This window comes from Arthrobacter sulfonylureivorans (assembly GCF_022637435.1).
GTDB classification, from domain to species: domain Bacteria; phylum Actinomycetota; class Actinomycetes; order Actinomycetales; family Micrococcaceae; genus Crystallibacter; species Crystallibacter sulfonylureivorans.
Genome location: NZ_CP093326.1, coordinates 1,195,865 through 1,216,775, shown reverse-complemented (window position 1 = coordinate 1,216,775; position 20,911 = coordinate 1,195,865). Strand labels below are relative to the sequence as shown.

16 protein-coding genes are annotated in these 20,911 nt (G+C 67.8%); 4 read left to right on the top strand and 12 right to left on the bottom strand.

The features are described from left to right. Nucleotide 1: 1 nt before the first annotated feature. The 4 genes from MNQ99_RS05945 to galU form a co-directional block, all read right to left on the bottom strand. Complete coding sequence (locus tag MNQ99_RS05945) at nt 2-1,213, bottom strand: phosphotransferase (protein ID WP_241914774.1); 1,212 nt, start codon at nt 1,211-1,213, stop codon at nt 2-4. 114 nt (nt 1,214-1,327) lie between these two features. Further along, the gene (locus MNQ99_RS05940) at nt 1,328-2,314 is read right to left on the bottom strand and encodes a hypothetical protein (RefSeq protein WP_241914773.1); all 987 of its coding nucleotides are present in this window, start codon (nt 2,312-2,314) and stop codon (nt 1,328-1,330) included. An 81-nt stretch (nt 2,315-2,395) separates the two neighbouring features. Continuing rightward, the gene (locus MNQ99_RS05935) at nt 2,396-3,031 is read right to left on the bottom strand and encodes a GNAT family N-acetyltransferase (protein WP_241914772.1); all 636 of its coding nucleotides are present in this window, start codon (nt 3,029-3,031) and stop codon (nt 2,396-2,398) included. A 25-nt stretch (nt 3,032-3,056) separates the two neighbouring features. Next, entirely contained in the window at nt 3,057-3,959 is a 903-nt protein-coding gene (galU, locus tag MNQ99_RS05930) for a UTP--glucose-1-phosphate uridylyltransferase GalU (RefSeq protein ID WP_241914771.1), read from the bottom strand. Nucleotides 3,960-4,026: 67 nt separating this feature from the next. On the opposite strand from galU, the gene MNQ99_RS05925 reads away from it, so the two are divergent. The 3 genes from MNQ99_RS05925 to cpaB all read left to right on the top strand — a co-directional run bounded on the left by MNQ99_RS05925 (nt 4,027) and on the right by cpaB (nt 5,857). Continuing rightward, entirely contained in the window at nt 4,027-4,662 is a 636-nt protein-coding gene (locus MNQ99_RS05925) for a 5-formyltetrahydrofolate cyclo-ligase (protein ID WP_241914770.1), read from the top strand. Nucleotides 4,663-4,755: 93 nt separating this feature from the next. Then, the gene (locus tag MNQ99_RS05920) at nt 4,756-5,064 is read left to right on the top strand and encodes an FmdB family zinc ribbon protein (RefSeq protein ID WP_127511186.1); all 309 of its coding nucleotides are present in this window, start codon (nt 4,756-4,758) and stop codon (nt 5,062-5,064) included. 121 nt (nt 5,065-5,185) lie between these two features. Continuing rightward, nucleotides 5,186-5,857 (top strand): Flp pilus assembly protein CpaB, encoded by a 672-nt coding sequence (gene cpaB / locus MNQ99_RS05915; protein ID WP_241914769.1) that lies wholly within the window; start codon nt 5,186-5,188, stop codon nt 5,855-5,857. Nucleotides 5,858-5,902: 45 nt separating this feature from the next. Here cpaB and MNQ99_RS05910 read toward each other — a convergent pair whose 3' ends face one another. From MNQ99_RS05910 to MNQ99_RS05885, 6 genes are all read right to left on the bottom strand, one after another. Then, nucleotides 5,903-9,931: a DUF4011 domain-containing protein gene (locus MNQ99_RS05910; protein WP_241915281.1), complete on the bottom strand. Its 4,029-nt coding sequence runs from the start codon at nt 9,929-9,931 to the stop codon at nt 5,903-5,905. A gap of 118 nt (nt 9,932-10,049) precedes the next feature. Continuing rightward, nucleotides 10,050-11,639, bottom strand: a complete 1,590-nt coding sequence (gene guaA / locus MNQ99_RS05905; RefSeq protein ID WP_241914768.1) for a glutamine-hydrolyzing GMP synthase — start codon at nt 11,637-11,639, stop codon at nt 10,050-10,052. A gap of 127 nt (nt 11,640-11,766) precedes the next feature. Then, complete coding sequence (locus MNQ99_RS05900) at nt 11,767-12,261, bottom strand: DUF3817 domain-containing protein (protein ID WP_127511184.1); 495 nt, start codon at nt 12,259-12,261, stop codon at nt 11,767-11,769. A gap of 5 nt (nt 12,262-12,266) precedes the next feature. After that, nucleotides 12,267-13,175: an SURF1 family protein gene (locus MNQ99_RS05895; protein ID WP_241914767.1), complete on the bottom strand. Its 909-nt coding sequence runs from the start codon at nt 13,173-13,175 to the stop codon at nt 12,267-12,269. 72 nt (nt 13,176-13,247) lie between these two features. After that, complete coding sequence (locus MNQ99_RS05890) at nt 13,248-14,972, bottom strand: glycerol-3-phosphate dehydrogenase/oxidase (protein WP_127511182.1); 1,725 nt, start codon at nt 14,970-14,972, stop codon at nt 13,248-13,250. Nucleotides 14,973-14,996: 24 nt separating this feature from the next. Continuing rightward, nucleotides 14,997-16,136 (bottom strand): GuaB3 family IMP dehydrogenase-related protein, encoded by a 1,140-nt coding sequence (locus MNQ99_RS05885; protein ID WP_127511181.1) that lies wholly within the window; start codon nt 16,134-16,136, stop codon nt 14,997-14,999. A gap of 432 nt (nt 16,137-16,568) precedes the next feature. Here MNQ99_RS05885 and MNQ99_RS05880 point away from each other — a divergent pair, with 432 nt between their 5' ends. Next, nucleotides 16,569-17,378 carry a hypothetical protein gene (locus tag MNQ99_RS05880; protein WP_241914766.1) on the top strand — a complete coding sequence of 270 codons (810 nt, stop codon included), beginning with the start codon at nt 16,569-16,571 and terminating at the stop codon, nt 17,376-17,378. Between the two features lie 181 nt (nt 17,379-17,559). Here MNQ99_RS05880 and guaB read toward each other — a convergent pair whose 3' ends face one another. Both guaB and groL read right to left on the bottom strand, forming a co-directional pair. Further along, entirely contained in the window at nt 17,560-19,065 is a 1,506-nt protein-coding gene (guaB, locus tag MNQ99_RS05875) for an IMP dehydrogenase (protein ID WP_241914765.1), read from the bottom strand. 232 nt (nt 19,066-19,297) lie between these two features. Next, nucleotides 19,298-20,902 carry a chaperonin GroEL gene (groL, locus tag MNQ99_RS05870; RefSeq protein ID WP_241914764.1) on the bottom strand — a complete coding sequence of 535 codons (1,605 nt, stop codon included), beginning with the start codon at nt 20,900-20,902 and terminating at the stop codon, nt 19,298-19,300. Nucleotides 20,903-20,911: the final 9 nt, after the last annotated feature.

Here is a 20,911-nt window from a genome sequence, read left to right as displayed (position 1 = left end):
CTCAGACTGCGTCGGCGGCCAGCCCCTCGGCGATGGCGAGCCGCTGCAGGGCATCCTGCTGCCACCCGTCCCCCTCGCCGGCCGTCTTGGCCCCGGCCACCAGCGACAGTGCCACGCCGGCGGCCCGGCCGCGCAGCCCCGCGGGGTCCACCACGGCATCGAACACCGCAGTGAACCGCTCCAGGGCTGCCGACACATGCACGTAGCCGGCGTGAACCGCCGGCAGCACGGCCAAGTGCCCGATGAAGCAGGCCAGATCGTCCACCAGATGGCCGGGGCCCAGCGAATCCACGTCCATGAGTCCGGTGATCCGCCCGCCGTCCACCAGCAGGTTAGCTTCGTAGAAGTCCCCGTGCGAGGGGACCACCGGACCGGAATCCGTGGTGGCCAGCAGCTCTTCCACCCGGCCGGCCAGGGCGAATATCCGGTCCTGCTCGTCGGGAAGCACCGCGGCCGCCGCCTTGGCATAGTCGGAGGCGCGCTCCGCCCAGGCCGGACGCCGGGAGAGTTCCAGCACGCCGGGCGGGAGGGCGTTCAGCAGGTCCAGGAGGGTCTCCGGCGCGAGCGCCGCGGCGCCGTCGTTCATGATGGCCCGGGCCAAGTGGGTTCCCTCCGCCTCCGTCAGCACCACCACGCCGTCGGCCGGGCCGGAGGTGGCAACAGGTGCAGGCAAACCCGCGTCGGTCAGCAAGCGGTGCCGGCGAAGCAGCTGGTCCGCCCGGTCCGGGCGGACCACCTTGAGAAAGACTTTGCGGCCGCCCTGCACGGCCTCCAGGACGGCACGGCGCAGCGGCCGGTAACTGACCATCCGCAGCTCCGCTTCTCCCCCGCCGAAGACACTGCGGCCGACGGCAGCCGGGTCGCAGGCTGCAGGCAACCCGACCAGCACCGGGTCGGACGGATACAGCCAGGCTGTCAACGGGACGGTTCCACCGTCAAGGCGCACCAGCGGCAGGCCGCATTCGGGCACCGCCGCCGTGGTGATGCAGACGTACTCCGTCCGATCGCCGCCGTCGTTCCCGCGAAGCCGCACCGTGTAGATGCCTGTGGTGCCGGCGCCCGGGCGGTGCTGCAGTTTCGCCATGTGCCAGGACTGGACGGCGCCGCCGATCGTGGCGACGGCCAGTTCCAGCGGCTCGCGCATCTCGGAGCTTTCCAAGAGGTCGATGCCGGCGGTTTCCGTGGCCATCACGTCCTGATTCGGTGCGTCCATAGTTCCATTCCACACCATCTCGGCCTTCACCGCTCGGTATTGCTGACCCGATTACCGACCAGATAGCACTGCGGCCCGCCCCAAGGGCAGGCCGCAGTCACCGTCTGGGAGAGGTCAGGCCCTGCGGCGCTGCAGCACGTCGTCCAGGTTCAGCCGGTTCGCTGCAGACGGCTGGCCGGATACATCGGCCGCCGAAGCAGCCTCCTCGGTGTGCTGCTCAGCAGCGTCCGCAGACCGCTGCGCCGCGGCTTCTTCGGTCCGCTGCGCGGCAGTCTGCTTGATCGACGTCTTGACCTGCGGCTTCTTGACCTCGGGAGCCGGCAGCGGAGCGGGAGCCGGACGATTGGCCTTGGCGGCGGCAACGTACGTCGGTTTGGGTACGTCCACGGGCTGCCATGGGGCCCCGGACGGCCGGGACGGGGCAGCAGTATCCCCGGCCTCTGCGGCAACCTTCAATGCTTGCCCACGCAGTTCGGCGGCCGTCAGCGGAGCGGGCGCGGCCGGTGCGGCTTCCGGTGCCGGCTGGGCCTCAGCGGCGGCCCCATCAAAGAGTTGGGTGGGCCGGGCGGGAGTCCTCATGCCGGCGGCCTGGGATGTCGACGCTGTGTGGGCCGCCCGATTCGCGCGTGCCGCCGCACGGTTCCTGCGATCGCGGATTGCCAGGGAGCGCAAAATCACGACGACGGCGAAAGTCGCCAGCAGCGCGAAACCAGGGACCTGGCCCGCAACCACGCCGGCCAGCGCAAGCGCACCGCCGGCGACGAAAACCACCAGGGCCACGGCTCCGGTCAGTGCCAGCGCGGTCCGGCCATAGCGGATCCGAAACTCGGGCCGCCCGGCGGCCTGCTGGGAGGGCTGCCGGGAGGAGGGCTGCTGCACGGGCGACGACGTCGACGGTGCCGGCTGTGCGTTGTATTCCATGATGATCCCCTGGTTGCCGCTGGAGGCGGTTGCGGGTATTGAAACTAGTGGTGCTGCTGCGTGCCCCGGCGCCGGTTCAGCCATCGCGGGACGGAATCCTCCGCGGAGCAGGTACGGTCCTACCCAGACAAACCACAGCCCAACGATGACCGCCAAGATCACAGAGCTCTGAATGTCCACTCTCAAAACCGTAGAAGCTCAAGCATGCCGGACGTGGCATTCTTCCCGGTGTGTCGGATAACGATTCCGCCCGGCCCTGCTTTATGGTGTCAACCCGACGTCCCCGTGCTCCAACCAGCGGGCCAGCAGGCCACCGGGGACTTCCTCGGCTGTCAGCGCGAAGCTGCGGTGGTCTGCCCACGCGCCGTTGATGTGCAGGTACCGCGGACGCAGACCCTCGTCCCGGAAACCGAGCTTCTCCACTACGCGGAGGCTGGCCCGGTTCTCCGGCCTGATGTTGATCTCCATCCGATGCAGCCCCAGCGTCTGGAAACAGTGGTCTGTAGCCATCGCCACCGCCGTCGGCGCTATCCCCCGTCCGGCGCAAGCCTGATCCACCCAGTAACCCAAGGTCGCGGACATCGCGGACCCCCAGGTGATGCTGGAAACGGTGAGCTGCCCGATCAGCGCGGGCTTGGGCTGTCCCTGCTGCAACTCCGTGATGATCCAGGGCAGGGCCATGGCCATGCGCGCCTGGTGCTTGAGTGAGCGGACCATCTCGGAGAAGGCGGGCAGATAGCCGCCCGGAGCCGGATTCGAGGCCTCCCACGGCTCCAGCCAACGTGCGTTGCGGCGCCGTACCGCCATCCACTCGTGCCTGTCCCGGTAGCGGATGGGGCGCAGCGACAAATCCCCGCACTCAAGTGTCGCCGGCCAGATCGCCGCACCATAAACCATGTGAAGATCTCTTGCGGTCGAGCTGTCAGTCGCACGAACCGTCGACGAACTCTTTCAGCCAGCCCCGCAGTTCCGTGCCGATATCCTCCCGCTCGGAGGCTATCGTCACCACCGCCTTGAGATAGCTGAGCTTGTCGCCGGTGTCGTAACGGCGTCCGGAAAAGACCACGCCGTAGACGCCGCCGCCCTCGCCTTCCCGGCCGGCCAGCACTTCAAGGGCGTCCGTCAACTGGATTTCGCCGCCGCGGCCCGGCTTCGTATCCTCCAGCACGTCGAAGACATCCGGATGCAGTACATAACGGCCGATCACGGCCAGATTCGATGGCGCCTCGTCCGGCGAGGGCTTCTCGACCAGTTCGTTGATCCGCACGTAGCTTCCGTCGCCCACCGGGGTAATGTCGGCGCAGCCATAGGCACTGATTTGTGCCGGCTCCACCTCCATCAGGGCGACCACGGAACCGCCGGTCTGCTGCTGGACCTCGATCATCTGGGCCAGCAGGTCGTCGCGTTCGTCGATCAGGTCGTCGCCGAGCAGCACGGCGAAAGGCTCGTCGCCCACGTGCTGGCGGGCCCGCAGCACCGCGTGGCCCAGCCCCAGCGGATCCCCCTGGCGCAGGTAGTGGATGTCCGCCAGTTCCGAGGCAGCGCGGACGGCGGCAAGCTTTTCCAGGTCGCCCTTCTCCTCCAGGATCCGCTCAATGTTGGGCACCCGGTCGAAGTGGTCCTCCAGCGCCCGCTTGTTGCGACCAGTAATCACCAGGACGTCGTTCAGGTTCGCGTGCACGGCTTCTTCGACCACGTACTGGATGGCCGGCTTGTCCACGACGGGAAGCATCTCCTTGGGCATAGCCTTGGTTGCAGGCAGGAAACGGGTTCCCAGACCGGCGGCCGGAATAACTGCTTTGCGTACCGTGCTATGAGACGTCATGACTTCAGAGTACCGAACGAAGCTGCGCAGCAAGCCGACTGCCGGGAAAGGAATTACGATTGCGGCCATGGAGAAGCAGACGCGATTGGATAAGGAGACGGCCCGTGCCTACTTCCGGGCCCGCCGCAGCGAGCGTCCCGCCGAGGAGCGGCTGCGGGCCGGAACCGCTTTCGCGCAGCAGGTGCTGGACGGACTGCGGCAGCTGAAGATCCCGGCCGGGACCACCGTCCCGGCGTACCTCTCCGTCGGTTCTGAACCGTCGACCCGAACCCTGCTGCCTGCACTGGAGGACGCCGGCTACGACGTAGTGGTCCCCATCTGCGAACCGGGCTACCGGCTCAGCTGGGCCCGCTGGTACACCGGCGTGGAGTTGGCCCGCAGCCCCCGGGCCTGGGTGGACGAGCCCGTCGGAGAGCGCTTCGGACCGGAGATCATGGCCGGCCTGCCGTTGCTGCTGATTCCCGGCCTGGCCGTCGACTCAGCTGGCAACCGGATGGGCCAAGGCGGCGGCTACTACGACCGGTTCCTGGCCTCGCTGCCCGCCGGCGCCGACCGCACGAAGATTGTGGGACTTTTCTACTCGGACGAAGTGGTGCCCTCGGGCACCTTCGAGTTCACTACCCTCGATGCACCGCTGGACGGTGTAGTCACTCCCGACGGCTGGACGTGGTTCAGTAGCCGGACGGTGCGGAACACGGTATAGACACGGTGTAGAATTGGCACTCGGAGCATTTGAGTGCCAATTTACGTATCAGGCACTGTTCTGCTCCAGGCCAAGTTTTCAGGAGGAACCACAGTGCCCACGTACGCCTACGCCTGCAAAGATTGCACCCACGCCTTCGATATCCAGCAGTCCTTCAGCGACGATTCGCTGACCGTCTGCCCCGAATGCGGCGGAAACCTGCGCAAGAAGTTCAACAGCGTGGGCGTCGTCTTCAAGGGCTCGGGCTTCTACCGCACGGACTCCCGCGACGCCGCCAAGGCCAGCTCCGTTCCCGCGGCGTCCTCCGGTTCCACCGGCGGTACGGAAGCCGCTAAGCCGGCTGCCGCCGCCGAACCGGCTAAGCCCGCCGCGGCTCCGGCACCCGCCGCAGCCGCCAGCTAGGCCACTGCGGACGGCGGGCGACCCGCCGCTTTTCCTACACACCTCAACGGTGACAGCGCTGTATCCACAGTGCCCTGCCGCCTGCTGCCGGCACACCCGCCGCCCGGCATAACGTGGCAGCATGCCCCCTGCCGCAGCAACCACCCGCAGCGCCCGCCTCGCCTTGATGCCGCGGCGGCTGTTCCGCCGGCACTACCGGCTGCTGGCCGCCCTGCTGCTCTGTGCTGCCGCCGCTCTGGTGGTCCATCAGTTCACCCCGGCACCGGCGCCGACTGATGCCGTGGTGGTCGCTGCGGCGGATCTGCCTGCCGGCACCGTCTTGTCCGCGGGGGACATCGCTCTGGCCGAGCTGCCGGCGGGCTCCGTCCCGGACGGAACCGCCGACAGTACCTCGCCGCTGGTCGGCCAGCGCCTGGCCACGGCCCTGCGGGCAGGTTCTCCGGTCTTCGACACCTCAATTGTCGGGCCGGGACTCTTGGCTGGTGCACCGCCAGGGACGGTGGCCGTGCCGGTCCGACCAGCAGACCCCTCCACCGTCCAGTTGGTCTCACCCGGCCAGCTGGTGGACATCGTCCTCAGCAGCGGCAATGGATTCGACGAGCCGGCGGGATCGACGGTCTTGGCGCGCGCGGTTCCGGTGCTGTGGAAGGCCGACGACGGCGGTGCCTCGACTCCGCTGCTCGGCTCACCGGAACCGGACGGGCTGGTGGTGGTGGCCGCAGCGCCGTCCGACGCAACTGCCTTGGCCGGCGCCTCCAGCCGGGGCAATATCTTCCTGGTGCTGGTCGGCTGACAGCCCGGGTTGGGCTGTCAGCCCTTTCCCCGCCGGTTCACTGGTTCAGCCCCAGTGCGGAGGGCGCTGCTCATGCAGCCAGGCGTCCCGGTCCTCGTCCCGGTCGCCCCAGGCACGGGGGTCGTCCTCGGTTGCCTTGGTCGGCAGCGTCGGGGACTGGCTGCGCTTGGCCCGGCGCGGCCGCAAACCGTCCTGGCCGGCATCTTGTGCCTCGGCCGTGGCATCCGTTTCGGGCTCAGCCGGTGCCTGCCCGGTTTGCTCCGCTGACGGCTCCGGCTTTCCAGGAGCGGCCGCGCGACCGTTCTTTTCTGCCGGTTCTTCCGGCTTCTGCAGTCCCAAGTAGCCTCCGATCAGGTCCGCGCATTTCTCCGGATCAGTGAACACCTCGATGGTCCACAGGGTCAGGGGCCGCCAGCCGAGCCGTTCCAACTGCTGCGGGCGTAGCCGGCTGCGTTCGCGGACGGTCAACTGCCGGTACTCCGGGGTCCCGTCCGATTCCAGGGCCACCGGAAGCGTCGGTTCAGCATCCGGCGAATACTCTACCGTGTTCGTGCTGGCCACGATATCGATGAGTCCGTAGTAGTGGTCCCAAACGCGGGCGCCGCGGGCGCGGATGCGCTCCACTAGATCGGCGACCAGCGGGTCGTCGATGCCCGGCGAGAGTTCGGACGCCCGGAAGCGGCCGTCGCCCAGGTGGCGGTCCAGCAGTTCGTGGAAATCAACTGCTCCATGCCGCAGCCGCTCCGGGTCAAGATCCTCCGGACGGAAGCAGCTCAGCACGTGCAGCGAGTGCCTGGACCGGGTCACCGCGGTCGCGAAGAGCGCCCGTCCGCCCGCCGCCGACAACGGCCCGAAGTCGTGCACGGCGCGTCCGTGCGGAGTCCGGCCGAAGCCCAGCGAGAAGATCACGTCGTCGCGGACCAGTCCGGACGCGCGTTCCACTGGGACCACCCGGAAGGGTTCTTGGCGGCGCTGGAAGAAACTCGTTGCCGACGGGTAGTTGGGCATCTGCAGCCGGATGGCCTCCGCCACCCGGGCGGCATGCCGGGCGCTGGCCGTCACCACCGCCAGCGACCGCGACGGCCGCAGGCTGATGTGCTCGAAGACCAGGTCCACCACGCGGTTCAGTTCGGCCGGAACGCTCTCCACGCCTTCATGCCCGGCGCCGGGCATGCCGGTGCCGTCCGGCAGGTATTCCACTTCCAGGCCGCCCCCGCGGATGGAACTGGCACCGGGCAGCCGGGACAGCGATCCCCCGTAGAACTTGTCGCTCAACGAGCGGGTCAGGTCCAAGTCCACGGCGCGGTACGCGGTGGTCAGGCGCACCACCGGCAGCACCTCGGAGAGGGCGTGGAAGCAGCTGGTCAACGGCTTCGGCGTCTCGCCGGTGACCGGATCGTTCCGGCGGTCCACATTCACCTCGAAGGGCGCTGCGCGGCCGAGCTCGCCGTCGCCGAACGCCACCACCTGGTGCGCCCGGGAGACCGCGGCCAGGGCCGACGGCAGGCTGGTGGCCTCGGCGTCGAGGACGATCACGGCGTCGAAGTGCTTGCCTTCCGGCAGCAGCAGCGGCAGCACCAGCGGGGAGGCCGTCCAGATGGGCAGCAGCGCCGACACCAGCGATTCTGACTGCTGCCCCAGCGCGGCCAGGGTAGGTTCGCCGGCCTTAAGCAGGTCGCGCAATCGGTGGGCGGCCTTGGGCTTGCTCTTGAGCGAATGCCGCCAGTTCTGCGCCAGTTCCCAGCGCAGCCGGGCGGGCCCGGACGCGATGTGTGCGTTGTCCGCGAGCCGGTAGACGGCCTCCAGCTTGCGCAGATTGTCGCCGTCCGACATGGCCAGGTAGTCGTCGCCGCTGATCATCGCTTCCAGCGCCGACTGCCACCAGGCCAGATCCAGTTCCGCACCTACCTGCTCGGCACCGACTTGGCGTTCGGCCAGGTCGTCCAGCAGCTCGCCCAGTCCGTGTTCGCGCATTTGCTCGAGCAGCAGCGTCCGTTCGGGCAGGTTGATCAGCGTTTCCTTGTCCGCGGCCAGCGAGTTCAGCTGTTCCTGGAGTTCGCCGTCGGGCATGGCCACCAGCGCACGGTCCTCGGGCACCGGTGCCAGCAGGGCTGCCAGTTTCTGCAGCCGCTGTGCCACATCCCGATAAAAGCTGTTCAGGTCGGCCAGGCCGGACGGAACCGCCGGGTGGCGCTGCGAGGTAGCGTAGTCGGCCCACTTGGTCCGCTGCTGCTGCGCCTCGAAAAGGGATTCATGCAGGTCGGAAATGTGCACGCCGGGGCGGATGTATTCCTTGGCCACCTTGCGCAGCCGGGAGCGGGTCATCGAGCTCATCTCGATCCCGCGGTCCCGCCGCCAGGAGTTCGGCGCGGTCGCCGAGATCAGGTCGGTGACCGGCCGGTCGAAGATGTCCGGGGTGAACTTGTCCAGGCTGCCGCGGACTTCCACCAGCAGCTGCAGCTGCTCGCCCCACTCGCGGAATGTTTCGGCGAGGGCGATCTGCGAATGCTCGGCCACCTTGCTCATCCGCGTCCGCAGCTGCGGAACATACTTGGACAGGTCGGAGGCCAACTGGTGGGCGTCCTCCGTTTCCTTGCGGTTGAGCAGCTTGGCGCCGAACCACGGACTGGTGGTAGAGGATTTGCTGAAGCTGCCCAGTTCGGCCGCGCGGACCAACCGTGCCGTCAGTTCGGCCCGGTCGGTAATGCTGTCCAGCACCGACCGCTTCAACCGGACTGTAGTAGCCGGCGCCGGATCGAGCGAGGTGAGCTTGGCCAGCGACTGCATCGCCTGATAGGGCGAGCAGCGCCAGCGGCTCCGGACATTGTGCAGCGATTTAACGTGGTCCAGCAGCTTGTGCCGGTGGTCGGCGAGAGTGGCGTGCAGCTTCCCCAGCTGCGGCTCCTGTGCCTTTTCGCTGCGGCTGATGGCGCGGATCAGCGTCTGCCGCAGCTGGTCAGGCGTCAGGTCCGCGCTAAGCTGCAGCGCCAGCGATCCCAGGTCCACGGTTTCCAGCAGCTGCGCGAATTCGTTCAGCGTGCCGCGGCGCTCCGCCACCACCAGCACACTCTTGCCCTCGTAGGCGAGCGCCGCCGCGGCGTTGAGCGCGGTCTGGGTCTGGCCAGTGCCCGGCGGCGTCGAAACCACCAGCGAGTGCCCGGCCTGGACCAGATCCAGCACCTGCTGCTGCGCCGCGTCGGCATCCAGCAGCAGGAACTCGTCCTGAGGATCGCGCTCATCGATCGGCGGCAGCTCCACCTCCGGCACCGGCACCCCGCCCAGGCCGTGGGTAGCAGGGCGCGGCTCCTCGGAACCCGCGCCGGCTTCAGCCAGAGCCCGGATCACCGGGTGTCCCGCATCGATCAGGACCGGATCGGTGACGGCCTCCAGATCGGCGAAGGTGGACACCAGCAAATGGTGTTCGATGGTCATGTTCCGAACGTCGGCGGTGAGCAGGCGCAGCCGTTCCAGCACCGGATGCGGATCGAGGCGGGCAGTGCCGTAGGCCAGCCGGGCGGTCGCCTCCGCATCGATGCCGATCCCCTGCTCGGCGGACAGATGGCGGACGAGGGCCGGGTTCAGCCGAGCGCGGTCGGCCAACTGCAGCTCGAAGTCGTCCTGGCTGGGGCGCACGGTCAGTGCCACCGGCGTCAGCATCACCGGGGCATTCAGCGACTCCGACCGGCCGATCTCCGGAACCCGCCAGGACGCGGTGCCCGCGGCAAGATAGCCGACGTCGATGCCGCGGTCGGCACCCAGTTCCAGAATCTTGGCCCGCAGGCTGCGGGCGGTACGCATCGCGGCAGCGTATTGGTTCGGATCGCGCAACAAGGTGGAGAGACGGGTGCGCCGCCCGGCCAGCAATTGGGCCAGGCCGGAAGGGTGGGCATGCGTCAGGTCGATGCTGTTCGACGACGTCGGAGCGAACCGCAGCAAGGTGTCGGACCCGGCCACATCGCCCAGCTTCTCCAGCCAAGATGCCACAACGTCTTCAGCAGCCTCAGCTACGCTGGCCAGCGACACGGCTGCCCCCTTTACTTCACTCTCGGCTACTTGCCTCGACCACAACGGCATGTCAATCAAGGTATCGGACTTTAAACGCCAAACGGGCGACCGCAACACTGCCTCGGCGAATTTTGCTGTGCAGTGTTCCCGCGCTGTGCGGCGGGTTGGCAGCGGTTGCCCGTTGTGGCTACTCCCACTCGATGGTTCCCGGCGGCTTGCTCGTCACGTCGAGCACCACGCGGTTGACCCCGTCCACTTCGTTGGTGATCCGGTTGGAGATCCTGGCCAGCAGGTCGTAGGGCAGGCGCGACCAGTCGGCGGTCATCGCGTCCTCGGAGGAGACCGGACGGAGCACGATCGGGTGCCCGTAGGTGCGCCCGTCGCCCTGCACGCCCACGCTGCGCACGTCGGCCAGCAGGACCACCGGCATCTGCCAGACTTCCTGGTCCAGGCCGGCAGCGGTCAGCTCCGCACGGGCAATCGCGTCGGCCTTGCGCAGCAGGTCCAGCCGTTCCTGCGTGACTTCGCCGATGATGCGGATGCCCAGGCCCGGGCCGGGGAACGGCTGGCGGCCGACGATCTCGGCCGGCAGGCCCAACTGCGCGCCGACCGCCCGGACTTCGTCCTTGAACAGCGTGCGCAGCGGCTCGACCAGCTCGAACTGCAGGTCCTCGGGCAAACCGCCCACGTTGTGGTGGCTCTTGATGTTCGCGGCCCCCTCGCCGCCGCCGGACTCGACCACGTCCGGGTACAGCGTTCCCTGCACCAGGTATTTCACCGACTCGCCCTCCGCGGCCGCCTCGGCAAGCACGGCCTTCTCGGCTGCCTCGAAGGCGCGGATGAACTCGCGGCCAATGATCTTGCGCTTGGTCTCCGGATCGGTGACCCCGGCCAACGCGGACAGGAAGCGCTGCTGCTCGTTGGCAACATGCAGTTTCACGCCGGTGGCGGCGACGTAGTCGCGCTCCACCTGCTCGGCTTCGCCCTCGCGCAGCAGCCCGTGGTCCACGAAGACACAGGTCAACTGGTCGCCGACGGCGCGCTGCACCAGGGCCGCGGCGACGGCGGAATCCACCCCGCCGGACAGCCCGCAGATCACGCGGGAATCGCCGATCTGCCCGCGGATGCGCTCCACCTGCTCTTCCACGATGTTGCCGGTGGTCCAGTTGGGCTTCAGCCCGGCACCATGGAACAGGAAATTCTCCAGCACCTGCTGGCCGTGCGCGGAGTGCTTGACCTCCGGATGCCACTGCACGCCGTAGAGTTTCTTTTCCTCGTTCGCGAACGCCGCTACCGGGGCGCCGGCCGTGCTGGCCAGCACATCGAAGCCCTCGGGCGCCTGCTGCACCGAGTCGCCGTGGCTCATCCAGGTATTCTGCGAGGCCGGGATGCCGGCCAGGATCGAGCGTCCCTCCCCCACCGTGGTGGCGTCCGTGGCGCCGTACTCGCGCAGACCGGTCTTTGCCACCGTGCCGCCCAGGGCGTTTGCCATGGCCTGGAAGCCGTAGCAGATGCCGAACACCGGGACACCCGCCTCGAACAGGTCGGCGCCGACGCGGGGAGCGCCCTCGGCATACACGCTGGACGGGCCACCGGAGAGGATGATGGCCGCCGGGTTCTTGGCCATCAGCTGTTCGGTAGTGAAGGTGTGCGGAACGATTTCGGAGTACACGTTGGCTTCGCGCACGCGGCGGGCAATCAGCTGCGCGTACTGGGCCCCGTAGTCAACAACGAGGACAGGCCGGTGGTCCGTAGTGGCGGGGGGAGGAGTAGTCACCCCTACAGGATAGTCGCCGTGCCCGGGGCCACGCACTTTGACGTCGGGCTTCGCAACGTGACTTAAGGCACGACGGCGGTGCGCACCGCCGTCGTGCTCCGCCCCTGAAACTGGTGGCTGGCTCCGGTCAGTAGCGCTTGGCGGCTTCGGGGTGGGCGGCCAGTTCTTCTTCCACCTCGCGGTGCACCCTGCGCTCCAGGATGATGGACAGGAACGGGATCACGCCGCCCATGGCAATCAGCACGAACTTGGTGAACGGCCAGCGCATCAGCGACCAGAGCCGGAAGTCGGCAATCAGGTAGAGCACATACAGCCAGCCGTGTGCCACCAGCACCGCGATGGACAGGTTCACGCCCTCTATCACCGAAGGTTCAGCCTGCGCCAGGCCGAGCGCGAAGGTCTCCCCGGTCAGCGTGTTGGTTGCGCCGGCGAACAGGAACAAATTGAAGCCGTAGCGCAACACCATCTCCGCGCAGAGCAGCAACAGCATGATGCCGGTGATGTAGGAAGTGACCTTGTAGAACGTCAGGGCAGAGCGGATCTGGGTGTGCGTTCCAGCGAAGCGGCGCTTGGCCGGGCGCTGGGGCGGCGCGGCGGAACGGTCTGGGGCGTTGTCTGTCACGTGGACTACCTCGTTGTGTGGGGTGTGTTGCTGGGTCTGGTCTGGTCGGCGTTGTCTTGGTCGGCGCCGTCTTGGTCACCGGGATGAGGTGCTGCCGGGCCCGCCGCGCCGCCGCGTTCGGCTTCTGCAGCGGAGCGGGCTTCTGCGGCCGCGTCTTCGGCGTCCTCCAGGTCGCGGCGGTAGTCGTCGGCCACCAGCCGCCACCAGAGGAAGATGGCGAAGCCGGCGAACACCACCCATTCCACCGCGTAGAAGATGTTCATCCAGTTGACCGGTGCTTCCTGCGGCTGCGGTCCAACGACCACCGGCTGCATGGCCGTGCCGTCGGTCGCCGTGCCCAGGTCCTTGCCGGCCACGGTGAAACCGGTACCCACCACGAAGCCGGCGTAGCTCGGTACGTCCCAGCGGTTGATCAGCTCGGCAACCGAGAGCGAGGCAACCTGCCCGGCGGGCCTGGCGCCGGGCAGCGGCGCCTCGGTGGGCAGCAGCCGCCCGACGACGGTGGCCTCGCGTTCCGGGGCGGGAACGGCATCCGCCGGATCCTTGATCCAGCCGCGCACCACGGGGATGACCACGTCTTCACGGAACTGCTCCACACCGTCCACGGTAAACGCGTCCACCACCCAGAGTCCGCTGTCGCCGTCCTGCAGACGGCCCTGGACCAGCACCTGTTCGCCGGGGACAAAACTGCCGTCCAGACTGACCATCTGGTCCGCCGTGGCGGCCATCATCGGGACGCCCGGCTCGAACACATCGGTCAGCGGCTTGACGGTTTCGGTCTCGCCCGGGGGCGGCGGCGGTTCACTCTGGGAGCTGGAAAACTGCCACTGGCTCAGCAGCACAAACACCGTGGACAGCGCCAGCGCAAGCACCAGAGCCGCTATCCAGCGGGGTTTCAGGGCAGTCTTGAGCACCCTTTAAAGGTACTTCGCAAGCCTGTAGAAAACGAATCCACGCGGGGTCCGCCATGGGCGGCACCCGCGCCCTCAGGCCAGCGGCACGATGTCGTCGACGCCCATCCGGGCACTGTCCGCGGAGACGTCGTCGGGCTGCTCCTGGCTGAGCCGTTCCGCTTCCACCCGGGCCAGGTAATGCTTCACCTCTCGCTCCACTTGTTCCTCGCTCCAGCCCAGGATCGGCGCCATCAGGGTTGCCACCACCGGCGCGGCCGAGACGCCGCGGTCCCAGGCCTCGATGGAGATCCGGGTCCGGCGGGTGAGCACGTCGTGGATGTGCCGGGCTCCCTCGTGCGTGGTCGCGTAGACCACTTCGGCCGCCAGGTAGTCGTCGGCGCCCGGCAGCGGTTCGGCCAGTTCGGGCCGTTCGGTGATGATGTCCAGCACGTCGCCGGCCATGGAACCGAAGCGGTTGAGAAGGTGCTCCACCCGGGCCACGTGGATGCCCGTCCGGTCGGCGGTGCGGCTGCGCTTGTTCCACGCGGCCTTGAACCCGGAGGCGCCGAGCAGCGGGATGGTATCGGTGCAGCTGGGCGGCACGCGCTCATCCAGTGCCCGCGCGGCTTCGTCCACGGCGTCCTTGGCCATCACGCGGTAGGTGGTGTACTTGCCGCCGGCCACCACCACCAATCCGGGGACCGGGTGCGCCACCACGTGTTCGCGCGAGAGCTTGGCCGTGGAATCGTTTTCGCCCGCCAGCAGCGGCCGGAGTCCGGCGTAGACGCCTTCGACGTCCTCCCGGGTCAGCGGGCGCTGCAGCACTTGGTTGACGTGTTCGAGCAGGTAGTCGATGTCCTTGGACGAGGCCGCAGGGTGGGCCTTGTCCAGGTCCCAGTCCGTGTCCGTGGTGCCGATGATCCAGTGCCGGCCCCAGGGAATCACGAACAGCACCGATTTCTCGGTGCGCAGGATCAGGCCCACGGTGGACTGGAAGCGGTCCCGCGGCACCACCAAGTGGATTCCCTTGGACGCACGAACGCTCAGCTGGCCGCGCTCGGTCACCATCGCTTGGGTTTCGTCCGTCCACACACCGGTGGCATTGACCACCTGCTTGGCACGGATGTTGAACTCGCTGCCGTCCTCTTGGTTGCGCACGCGGGCGCCGACCACGCGTTCGCCCTCGCGCAGGAAGTCGATGACCGCCAGCCGGTTGACCGCCTGCGCTCCGAACGCCGCCGCCGTGCGGACCAGGTTCACCACCAGCCGGGCGTCGTCCACCTGCGCATCGTAGTAGCGGATGGACCCGACCATGGCGTCCTTCTTCAGGCTGGGTGCCGCCCGGAGGGTCCCGCGCCGGGACAAATGTTTGTGGAAGGGCACGCCGCGGCCGCGCCCGGTGGCCGCCGCCAACGCGTCATACAAGGCCACGCCAGCGCCCACATAGGGCCGCTCCACGAACCGTTTGGTCAGCGGATACAGGAACGGCACCGGCCGCACCAGGTGCGGTGCGATGCGCTCCAGCAGCAGCCCGCGTTCCTGCAGCGCCTCACGCACCAGAGCGAAGTCCAGCATCTCCAGATAGCGCAGCCCGCCGTGGATCAATTTGGAAGACCGCGACGACGTTCCCGATGCCCAGTCCCGTGCCTCCACGATGCCCACGTCCAGCCCGCGGGTAGCCGCGTCCAGTGCCGCCCCGGCGCCCACCACGCCTCCACCGACGATCAGCACGTCCAGTTCGGCCCCACGCTCCGCGGTGGCGCGCAGAGCGGCCAACGACTGCTCGCGGCTCTCGGGACTCAGGGCACCGGTGGTCATCGCCTCAGCCTTCCATGATCGGGATCAGTCGCCGGGCTGGATGGGCGCCAGCACCACTTCGCAGCGCTGGAACTCCTTCAGGTCGGAGTACCCGGTGGTGGCCATCGACCGGCGCAGCGCTCCCACGAGGTTGGACGTGCCGTTCGTGTGGTTCGATGGCCCGTGCAGCACCCGCTCCAGCGGACCCACAGTGCCCACATTCACACGGTCTCCGCGCGGCAGCTCGTCGTGGTGGGCCTCCTGGCCCCAGTGCCAGCCGCGGCCAGGTGCTTCTTCGGCCCGGGCCAGCGCGGAACCGAGCATGACGGCGTCGGCTCCCATGGCGATGGCCTTGACGATGTCGCCGCTGAAACCCAGTCCGCCGTCGGCAATCACATGCACATAGCGGCCGCCGGATTCATCCATGTAGTCCCGCCGCGCGGCAGCCACATCGGAGATCGCCGAAGCCATCGGTGCGTGGATGCCCAGCGCACGGCGCGTGGTGGTGGTCGCTCCCCCGCCGAAGCCCACCAGCACACCGGCCGCGCCGGTGCGCATCAGGTGCAGGGCCGGGGTGTAGCCGGCCGCGCCGCCGACGATCACCGGCACGTCAAGTTCGTAGATGAACTGCTTCAGGTTCAGCGGCTCCTGTGTCTTGGACACATGTTCTGCAGAGACCGTGGTGCCGCGGATCACGAAGATGTCCACGCCGGCGGCCAGCACCGTCTTGTAGTGCTCCTGCGTGCGCTGCGGAGTCAGCGATCCGGCCACAGTTACCCCGGCCTCGCGGATCTCGGCCAGCCGGGAGGTAATCAGCTCCGGCTGAACCGGTGCCGCGTAGAGCTCCTGCATCCGTTTGGTGGCGGCCGGATTGAAACTCTCCGTACCCAGGGCTTCGATTTCATCCAGCACCGGCAGCGGATCCTCGTACCGGGTCCACAGTCCTTCAAGATTGAGCACGCCAAGGCCGCCGAGCTTGCCCAGCGCAATGGCGGTAGCCGGGGACATCACCGAGTCCATCGGCGCGGCGATCACCGGGGCGTCGAACTTGTACGCGTCGATCTGCCAGCTGACGGAGACGTCCTTCGGGTCGCGCGTACGGCGCGACGGGACGATCGCCACGTCATCGAGGGAGTAGGCTCGGCGCCCACGCTTGCCACGGCCAATTTCAATCTCGTAAGTCACGGCTCTAGGTTATCCCACTGCGGGAACGCTTCACCGGTGAACCGGCGGGAGAGGACTTACGCCGGCCTGACGCCGGCCGCGGCCGTCGGCTGCCGGGCTCCCCTATGCCGACTGCTGGCGTCGTCCCGGCGCAGGCGGTACGCTCGACCTGCCGCACGGCAGGCAGGCGCACCGTAGGTCCGCTCTCCTCACGGTTGCCGCCGGCCGGCCGCAGGTAGCCTGAGCGGGAAGTGGGCAGTCATGAGCGGAAGAATCCGGCGGTCCGTTGCGCGCATCCGACCGTTCGCGAGTGGCTTGGCGTCCACCCTGTGTTTTGGCATCGTTGGGCTCATCTGGTCCATGCCCTCCCTTCGTTCGCGCCGGTTGCGGAGAGCCGCATCGTGTACCGTTTGCGCTTTCCACCAGCGGCTGCGCGGGATCGCCCTCTGTGCGGTGGCGGCCCTCCTCGTCGCGGGAGCTGGAGCCCGCGCCCAGGAGGCACTCGCCCCGCAAATCGTTTGCCACAGCCACATCACTATCGACGGGCAGATCAAGCCTGAGCCGCGTCTGCAGATTTCACCGCCAACCCCGTGGCGCATCACCCGCAATTTTCTGGTCGCCCCTATCAGCGGCGTCGGGGTCCTGATCGGGCGCAGCCTTGAGATGGAATCGTGCTCAGGACCGTCGCTGTGGGTCATGTTCTGGCTCCCGCCGCGAACCAGCGGTGGCGGAACAATGCTCGGCGACGTGTTTGTTGCCTGGATGCCGCCGGTAGCCCCAGCGGGCCCCTTGAGCGTCAACGGATATGGCATAGCCGACGAGGGCCAGTATGTCCGCTACGGCCCAAACATCTCCCAGACCCGGACCGAGGAGGCGGACCTCGCCAGCCACGAGTCGCGGCATGTCGACCAGTGGGCCGTAGGCACCTTGCTCGCCGGCCCACTCGCATTTCCGGCGGCGTACATCATCGACGGAGCGCTGTTCCCCTCCTCACGCAACCACTTCGAGCGAGCCGCCGGATTGCCCAGTGGGGCGTATCCGCCCGCGCCGGATAACTGGCCGGCGCCGCGCTGGCCTGACACTGCGGCCATCGTGATCATCGCCCTTCTGCTCTTCCGACGTCGGCTCCGTTGGCTCACCCGCGTGGCGGTCGGTGGCCGTATGCACACCCGCGCCCACGCACCCATGCGCTGTCCCGTCCACACCCGCGGCTGGTCGCACCCCGTCCACAACGTCACGCGGAGCGGCGGGACTTTCGTGTAGGCGCGCATCGCCAGCGAGGAACGAGGGGAAGGACGAGGCGGTCGGGTCGCTGCGTGGCGACGCAGTCGACACGATAGGGTCCGCCGTGTCCGCTAAGCGCCGGCGAAAGTCCTGCCGCTAGGTTAACGCGGGAGGCGCCGCTCCCCTGTTCTGGGGAACGGCGCCGTCGTGGAGTGTGGGACTACCGCTTGTAGTTCGGTGCCTCCACGGTCATCATGATGTCGTGCGGGTGGGATTCCTTCAGGCCAGCCGCCGTGATCCGGACGAACTTGCCCTTGGCCTTGAGCTCGGCGACGGTGCTGGCGCCGGTGTAGAACATGGTCTGGCGCAGGCCTCCCACCAGCTGGTGCGCGACGGCCGACAGCGGGCCGCGGTACGGCACCTGGCCTTCGATGCCTTCGGGGATCAGCTTCTCGTCGTCGGGCACATCGGCCTGGAAGTAGCGGTCCTTGGAGAAGGACGTGTTCTTGCCGCGGGTTTGCATGGCACCCAACGAGCCCATGCCGCGGTAGGCCTTGAACTGCTTGCCGTTGACGAACACCAGATCCCCCGGGGACTCGGCGGCACCGGCCAGCAACGAGCCGAGCATCACGGTGTCGGCGCCGGCGACGAGGGCCTTGCCGATGTCGCCGGAATGCTGCAGGCCGCCGTCGGCGATCACCGGGATGCCGGCCGGGATGGCTGCCTTGGCCGACTCGTAGATCGCGGTGATCTGCGGGACGCCCACACCGGCCACCACGCGGGTGGTGCAGATGGAGCCGGGGCCCACGCCCACCTTTATGGCGTCGGCGCCGGCGTCGACCAGTGCCTGGGCACCCTCGCGGGTGGCTGCCTGGCCGCCGATGACATCCACATGGGCCGCGGCCGGATCCTTCTTGAGCCGGGCGATCATGTCCAGCACGCCCTGGCTGTGGCCGTTGGCGGTATCCACCACCAGCACGTCCACGCCCGCCTCGATCATGGTCATCGCACGCTCGTAGCCGTCGCCGAAGAAACCGACGGCGGCGCCGACGCGCAGCCGGCCGTCGTCGTCCTTGGTAGCCAGCGGGTACTGCTCCGCCTTGTCGAAGTCCTTGACCGTGATGAGGCCCTGCAGGATGCCGGCGTCGTCCACCAGCGGCAGCTTTTCGATCCGGTTCTTGCCCAGCAGTTCGATCACGTCGGGACGGCTGATGCCCACCTTGCCGGTGATCAGCGGCATCGAGGTCATCACCTCGTGCACCTTGGTGGTCGGGTAGTCGGCGCGGGGCACAAAGCGGGTGTCGCGGTTGGTGCAGATGCCCAGCAGCTTGCCCTCGGAGTCCACCACCGGCAGCCCGGAAACCCGGTAGTTGAAGCAGAGCTCGTCCAGTTCGGCGAGCGTGGCGTCCGGTGCGATGGTCACCGGGTTGGTGATCATGCCGGATTCGCTGCGTTTGACCCGGTCCACGTGCTCGGCCTGGTCCGTAATGGAGAGATTGCGGTGGATCACGCCCAGACCGCCCTGGCGGGCCATGGCGATGGCCATCCGGGATTCGGTCACCGTGTCCATGGCGGCGGAGAGCAGCGGGGTCTGCACGGTGATGCGGCGGGTCAGGCGTGAGCTCGTGTCGGCCTCGGACGGAATGACATCCGTGGGGCCGGGCAACAGGAGAACGTCGTCGTAGGTCAGACCCTCGAAAGCGAACGGATTGAATTCTTCGGACACTGCAGGGCCTTTCGAGCGATACCGGTGGCGGCCTCCGGGCACGGTCCGGAAACCGGATCCTGAGGTTGGTTACATCCTAAACGTTTCCGGCGCACCCGGTATTTCTGCCCGCTGCGGATGTGGTGGAGCTAACGGTTACTCCGGGCAGCACAGAGGGGACCAGGCTTGGCCTGATCCCCTCTGTGTTTGGGTGCCCATGGGTCTCCGCGCGTCGCGGCGACCTTACTGGCTGTTAGTGCTGGTGGTTGTGCTCGTCCTGGTCGGCCGGCTTCTCGACAACCAGGGTTTCGGTGGTCAGCACCAGGGCTGCGATCGAGGCCGCGTTGCGCAGCGCCGAACGGGTCACCTTCACAGGGTCGATAACGCCGGCGGCGAACAGGTCCTCGTACTCGCCGGTGGCGGCGTTGAAGCCGTTGTTGACGGTCAGTTCGCCCACCTTGGAGACGACGACCATGCCCTCGTGACCGGCATTTTCCGCGATCCAGCGCAACGGCTGGACCAGCGCGCGGCGGACCAGTCCGACGGCGGTGGCTGCATCGCCTTCAAGTGCCAGCACGTTCGGGTCGGTGTCCAGAGCCTGGGACGCGTGAACCAGGGCGGAACCGCCGCCGGCAACGATGCCTTCTTCCAGGGCAGCACGAGTGGAGGACACTGCGTCCTCGATCCGGTGCTTCTTCTCCTTCATTTCGACCTCAGTGGCAGCACCGACCTTGATCACGCCGATACCGCCGGCCAGCTTGGCCAGACGTTCCTGCAGCTTCTCTCGGTCCCAATCGGAATCGGTGCGCAGTACCTCGGCCTGCAGCTGGGCCACGCGGTCCGCCACATCGGCGTCCGAACCGGCACCGTCCACAATGGTGGTGTTGTCCTTGGTGATGGTGATCCGGCGAGCGGTACCCAGCACTTCGAGGCCTACCTGGTCCAGCTTCAGACCGAGGTCGGCGGACACCACCTGGGCGCCGGTGAGCACCGCGAGGTCCTGCAGCATGGCCTTGCGGCGGTCGCCGAAGCCAGGAGCCTTCACGGCGGCAACGTTGAGCGTGCCGCGGATCTTGTTGACCACCAGGGTGGAGAGGGCTTCGCCGTCGATGTCTTCGGCGATGATGAACAGCGGCTTGTTGGCCTGCAGCACCTTCTCCAACAGCGGCAGGAATTCCTGCACGGTGGAGATCTTGCCCTGGGAGATCAGGATCAGCGCGTCCTCAAGGACGGCCTCCTGGCGCTCCTGGTCGGTGACAAAGTACTGCGACAGCAGTCCCTTGTCGAACTGCATGCCTTCAGTGAGCACCAGCTCGGTCTCCATGCCGGAGGCCTCTTCGATGGTGATGACGCCGTCCTTGCCCACCTTGTCGAAGGCTTCGGCCAGCAGCTTGCCGACCTCGGGGCTTTGGGCGGAGATCGTCGCGACCTCGGCTACCTTGTCCTCTACTTCGCGGGCGTTCTCCAGCAGGCGGGCGGCCACGGCCTCGACCGCTACCTCGATGCCATGCTTGAGGGCTCCCGGTGCGGCTCCGGCGGCCACATTGCGCAGGCCTTCCTTGACCAGGGCCTGGGCCAGCACGGTAGCGGTCGTGGTGCCGTCGCCGGCGACATCGTTGGTCTTGGTGGCGACTTCCTTGGCCAACTGCGCGCCAAGGTTCTCGTACGGGTCGTCGAGCTCCACCTCACGGGCGATGGTCACGCCGTCATTGGTGATCGTGGGGGCACCCCACTTCTTGTCCAGGACCACATTGCGGCCGCGGGGGCCGAGAGTAACCTTGACGGTATTGGCGAGCTTGTCGACGCCGGCTTCCAGCGCCTTGCGGGCCGCGTCGTTGAACTCCAACTGCTTTGCCATGAATTTGTT

Excerpts from the sequence above, each read along its gene's own strand:
- MNQ99_RS05945 (WP_241914774.1), bottom strand. The coding sequence starts at position 1,213 with ATGGACGCACCGAATCAGGACGTGATGGCCACGGAAACCGCCGGCATC.
- MNQ99_RS05935 (WP_241914772.1), bottom strand. The coding sequence starts at position 3,031 with ATGGTTTATGGTGCGGCGATCTGGCCGGCGACACTTGAGTGCGGGGAT.
- galU (WP_241914771.1), bottom strand. The coding sequence starts at position 3,959 with ATGACGTCTCATAGCACGGTACGCAAAGCAGTTATTCCGGCCGCCGGT.
- MNQ99_RS05925 (WP_241914770.1), top strand. The coding sequence starts at position 4,027 with ATGGAGAAGCAGACGCGATTGGATAAGGAGACGGCCCGTGCCTACTTC.
- cpaB (WP_241914769.1), top strand. The coding sequence starts at position 5,186 with ATGCCCCCTGCCGCAGCAACCACCCGCAGCGCCCGCCTCGCCTTGATG.
- MNQ99_RS05910 (WP_241915281.1), bottom strand. The coding sequence starts at position 9,931 with ATGCCGTTGTGGTCGAGGCAAGTAGCCGAGAGTGAAGTAAAGGGGGCA.
- MNQ99_RS05890 (WP_127511182.1), bottom strand. The coding sequence starts at position 14,972 with ATGACCACCGGTGCCCTGAGTCCCGAGAGCCGCGAGCAGTCGTTGGCC.
- groL (WP_241914764.1), bottom strand. The coding sequence starts at position 20,902 with ATGGCAAAGCAGTTGGAGTTCAACGACGCGGCCCGCAAGGCGCTGGAA.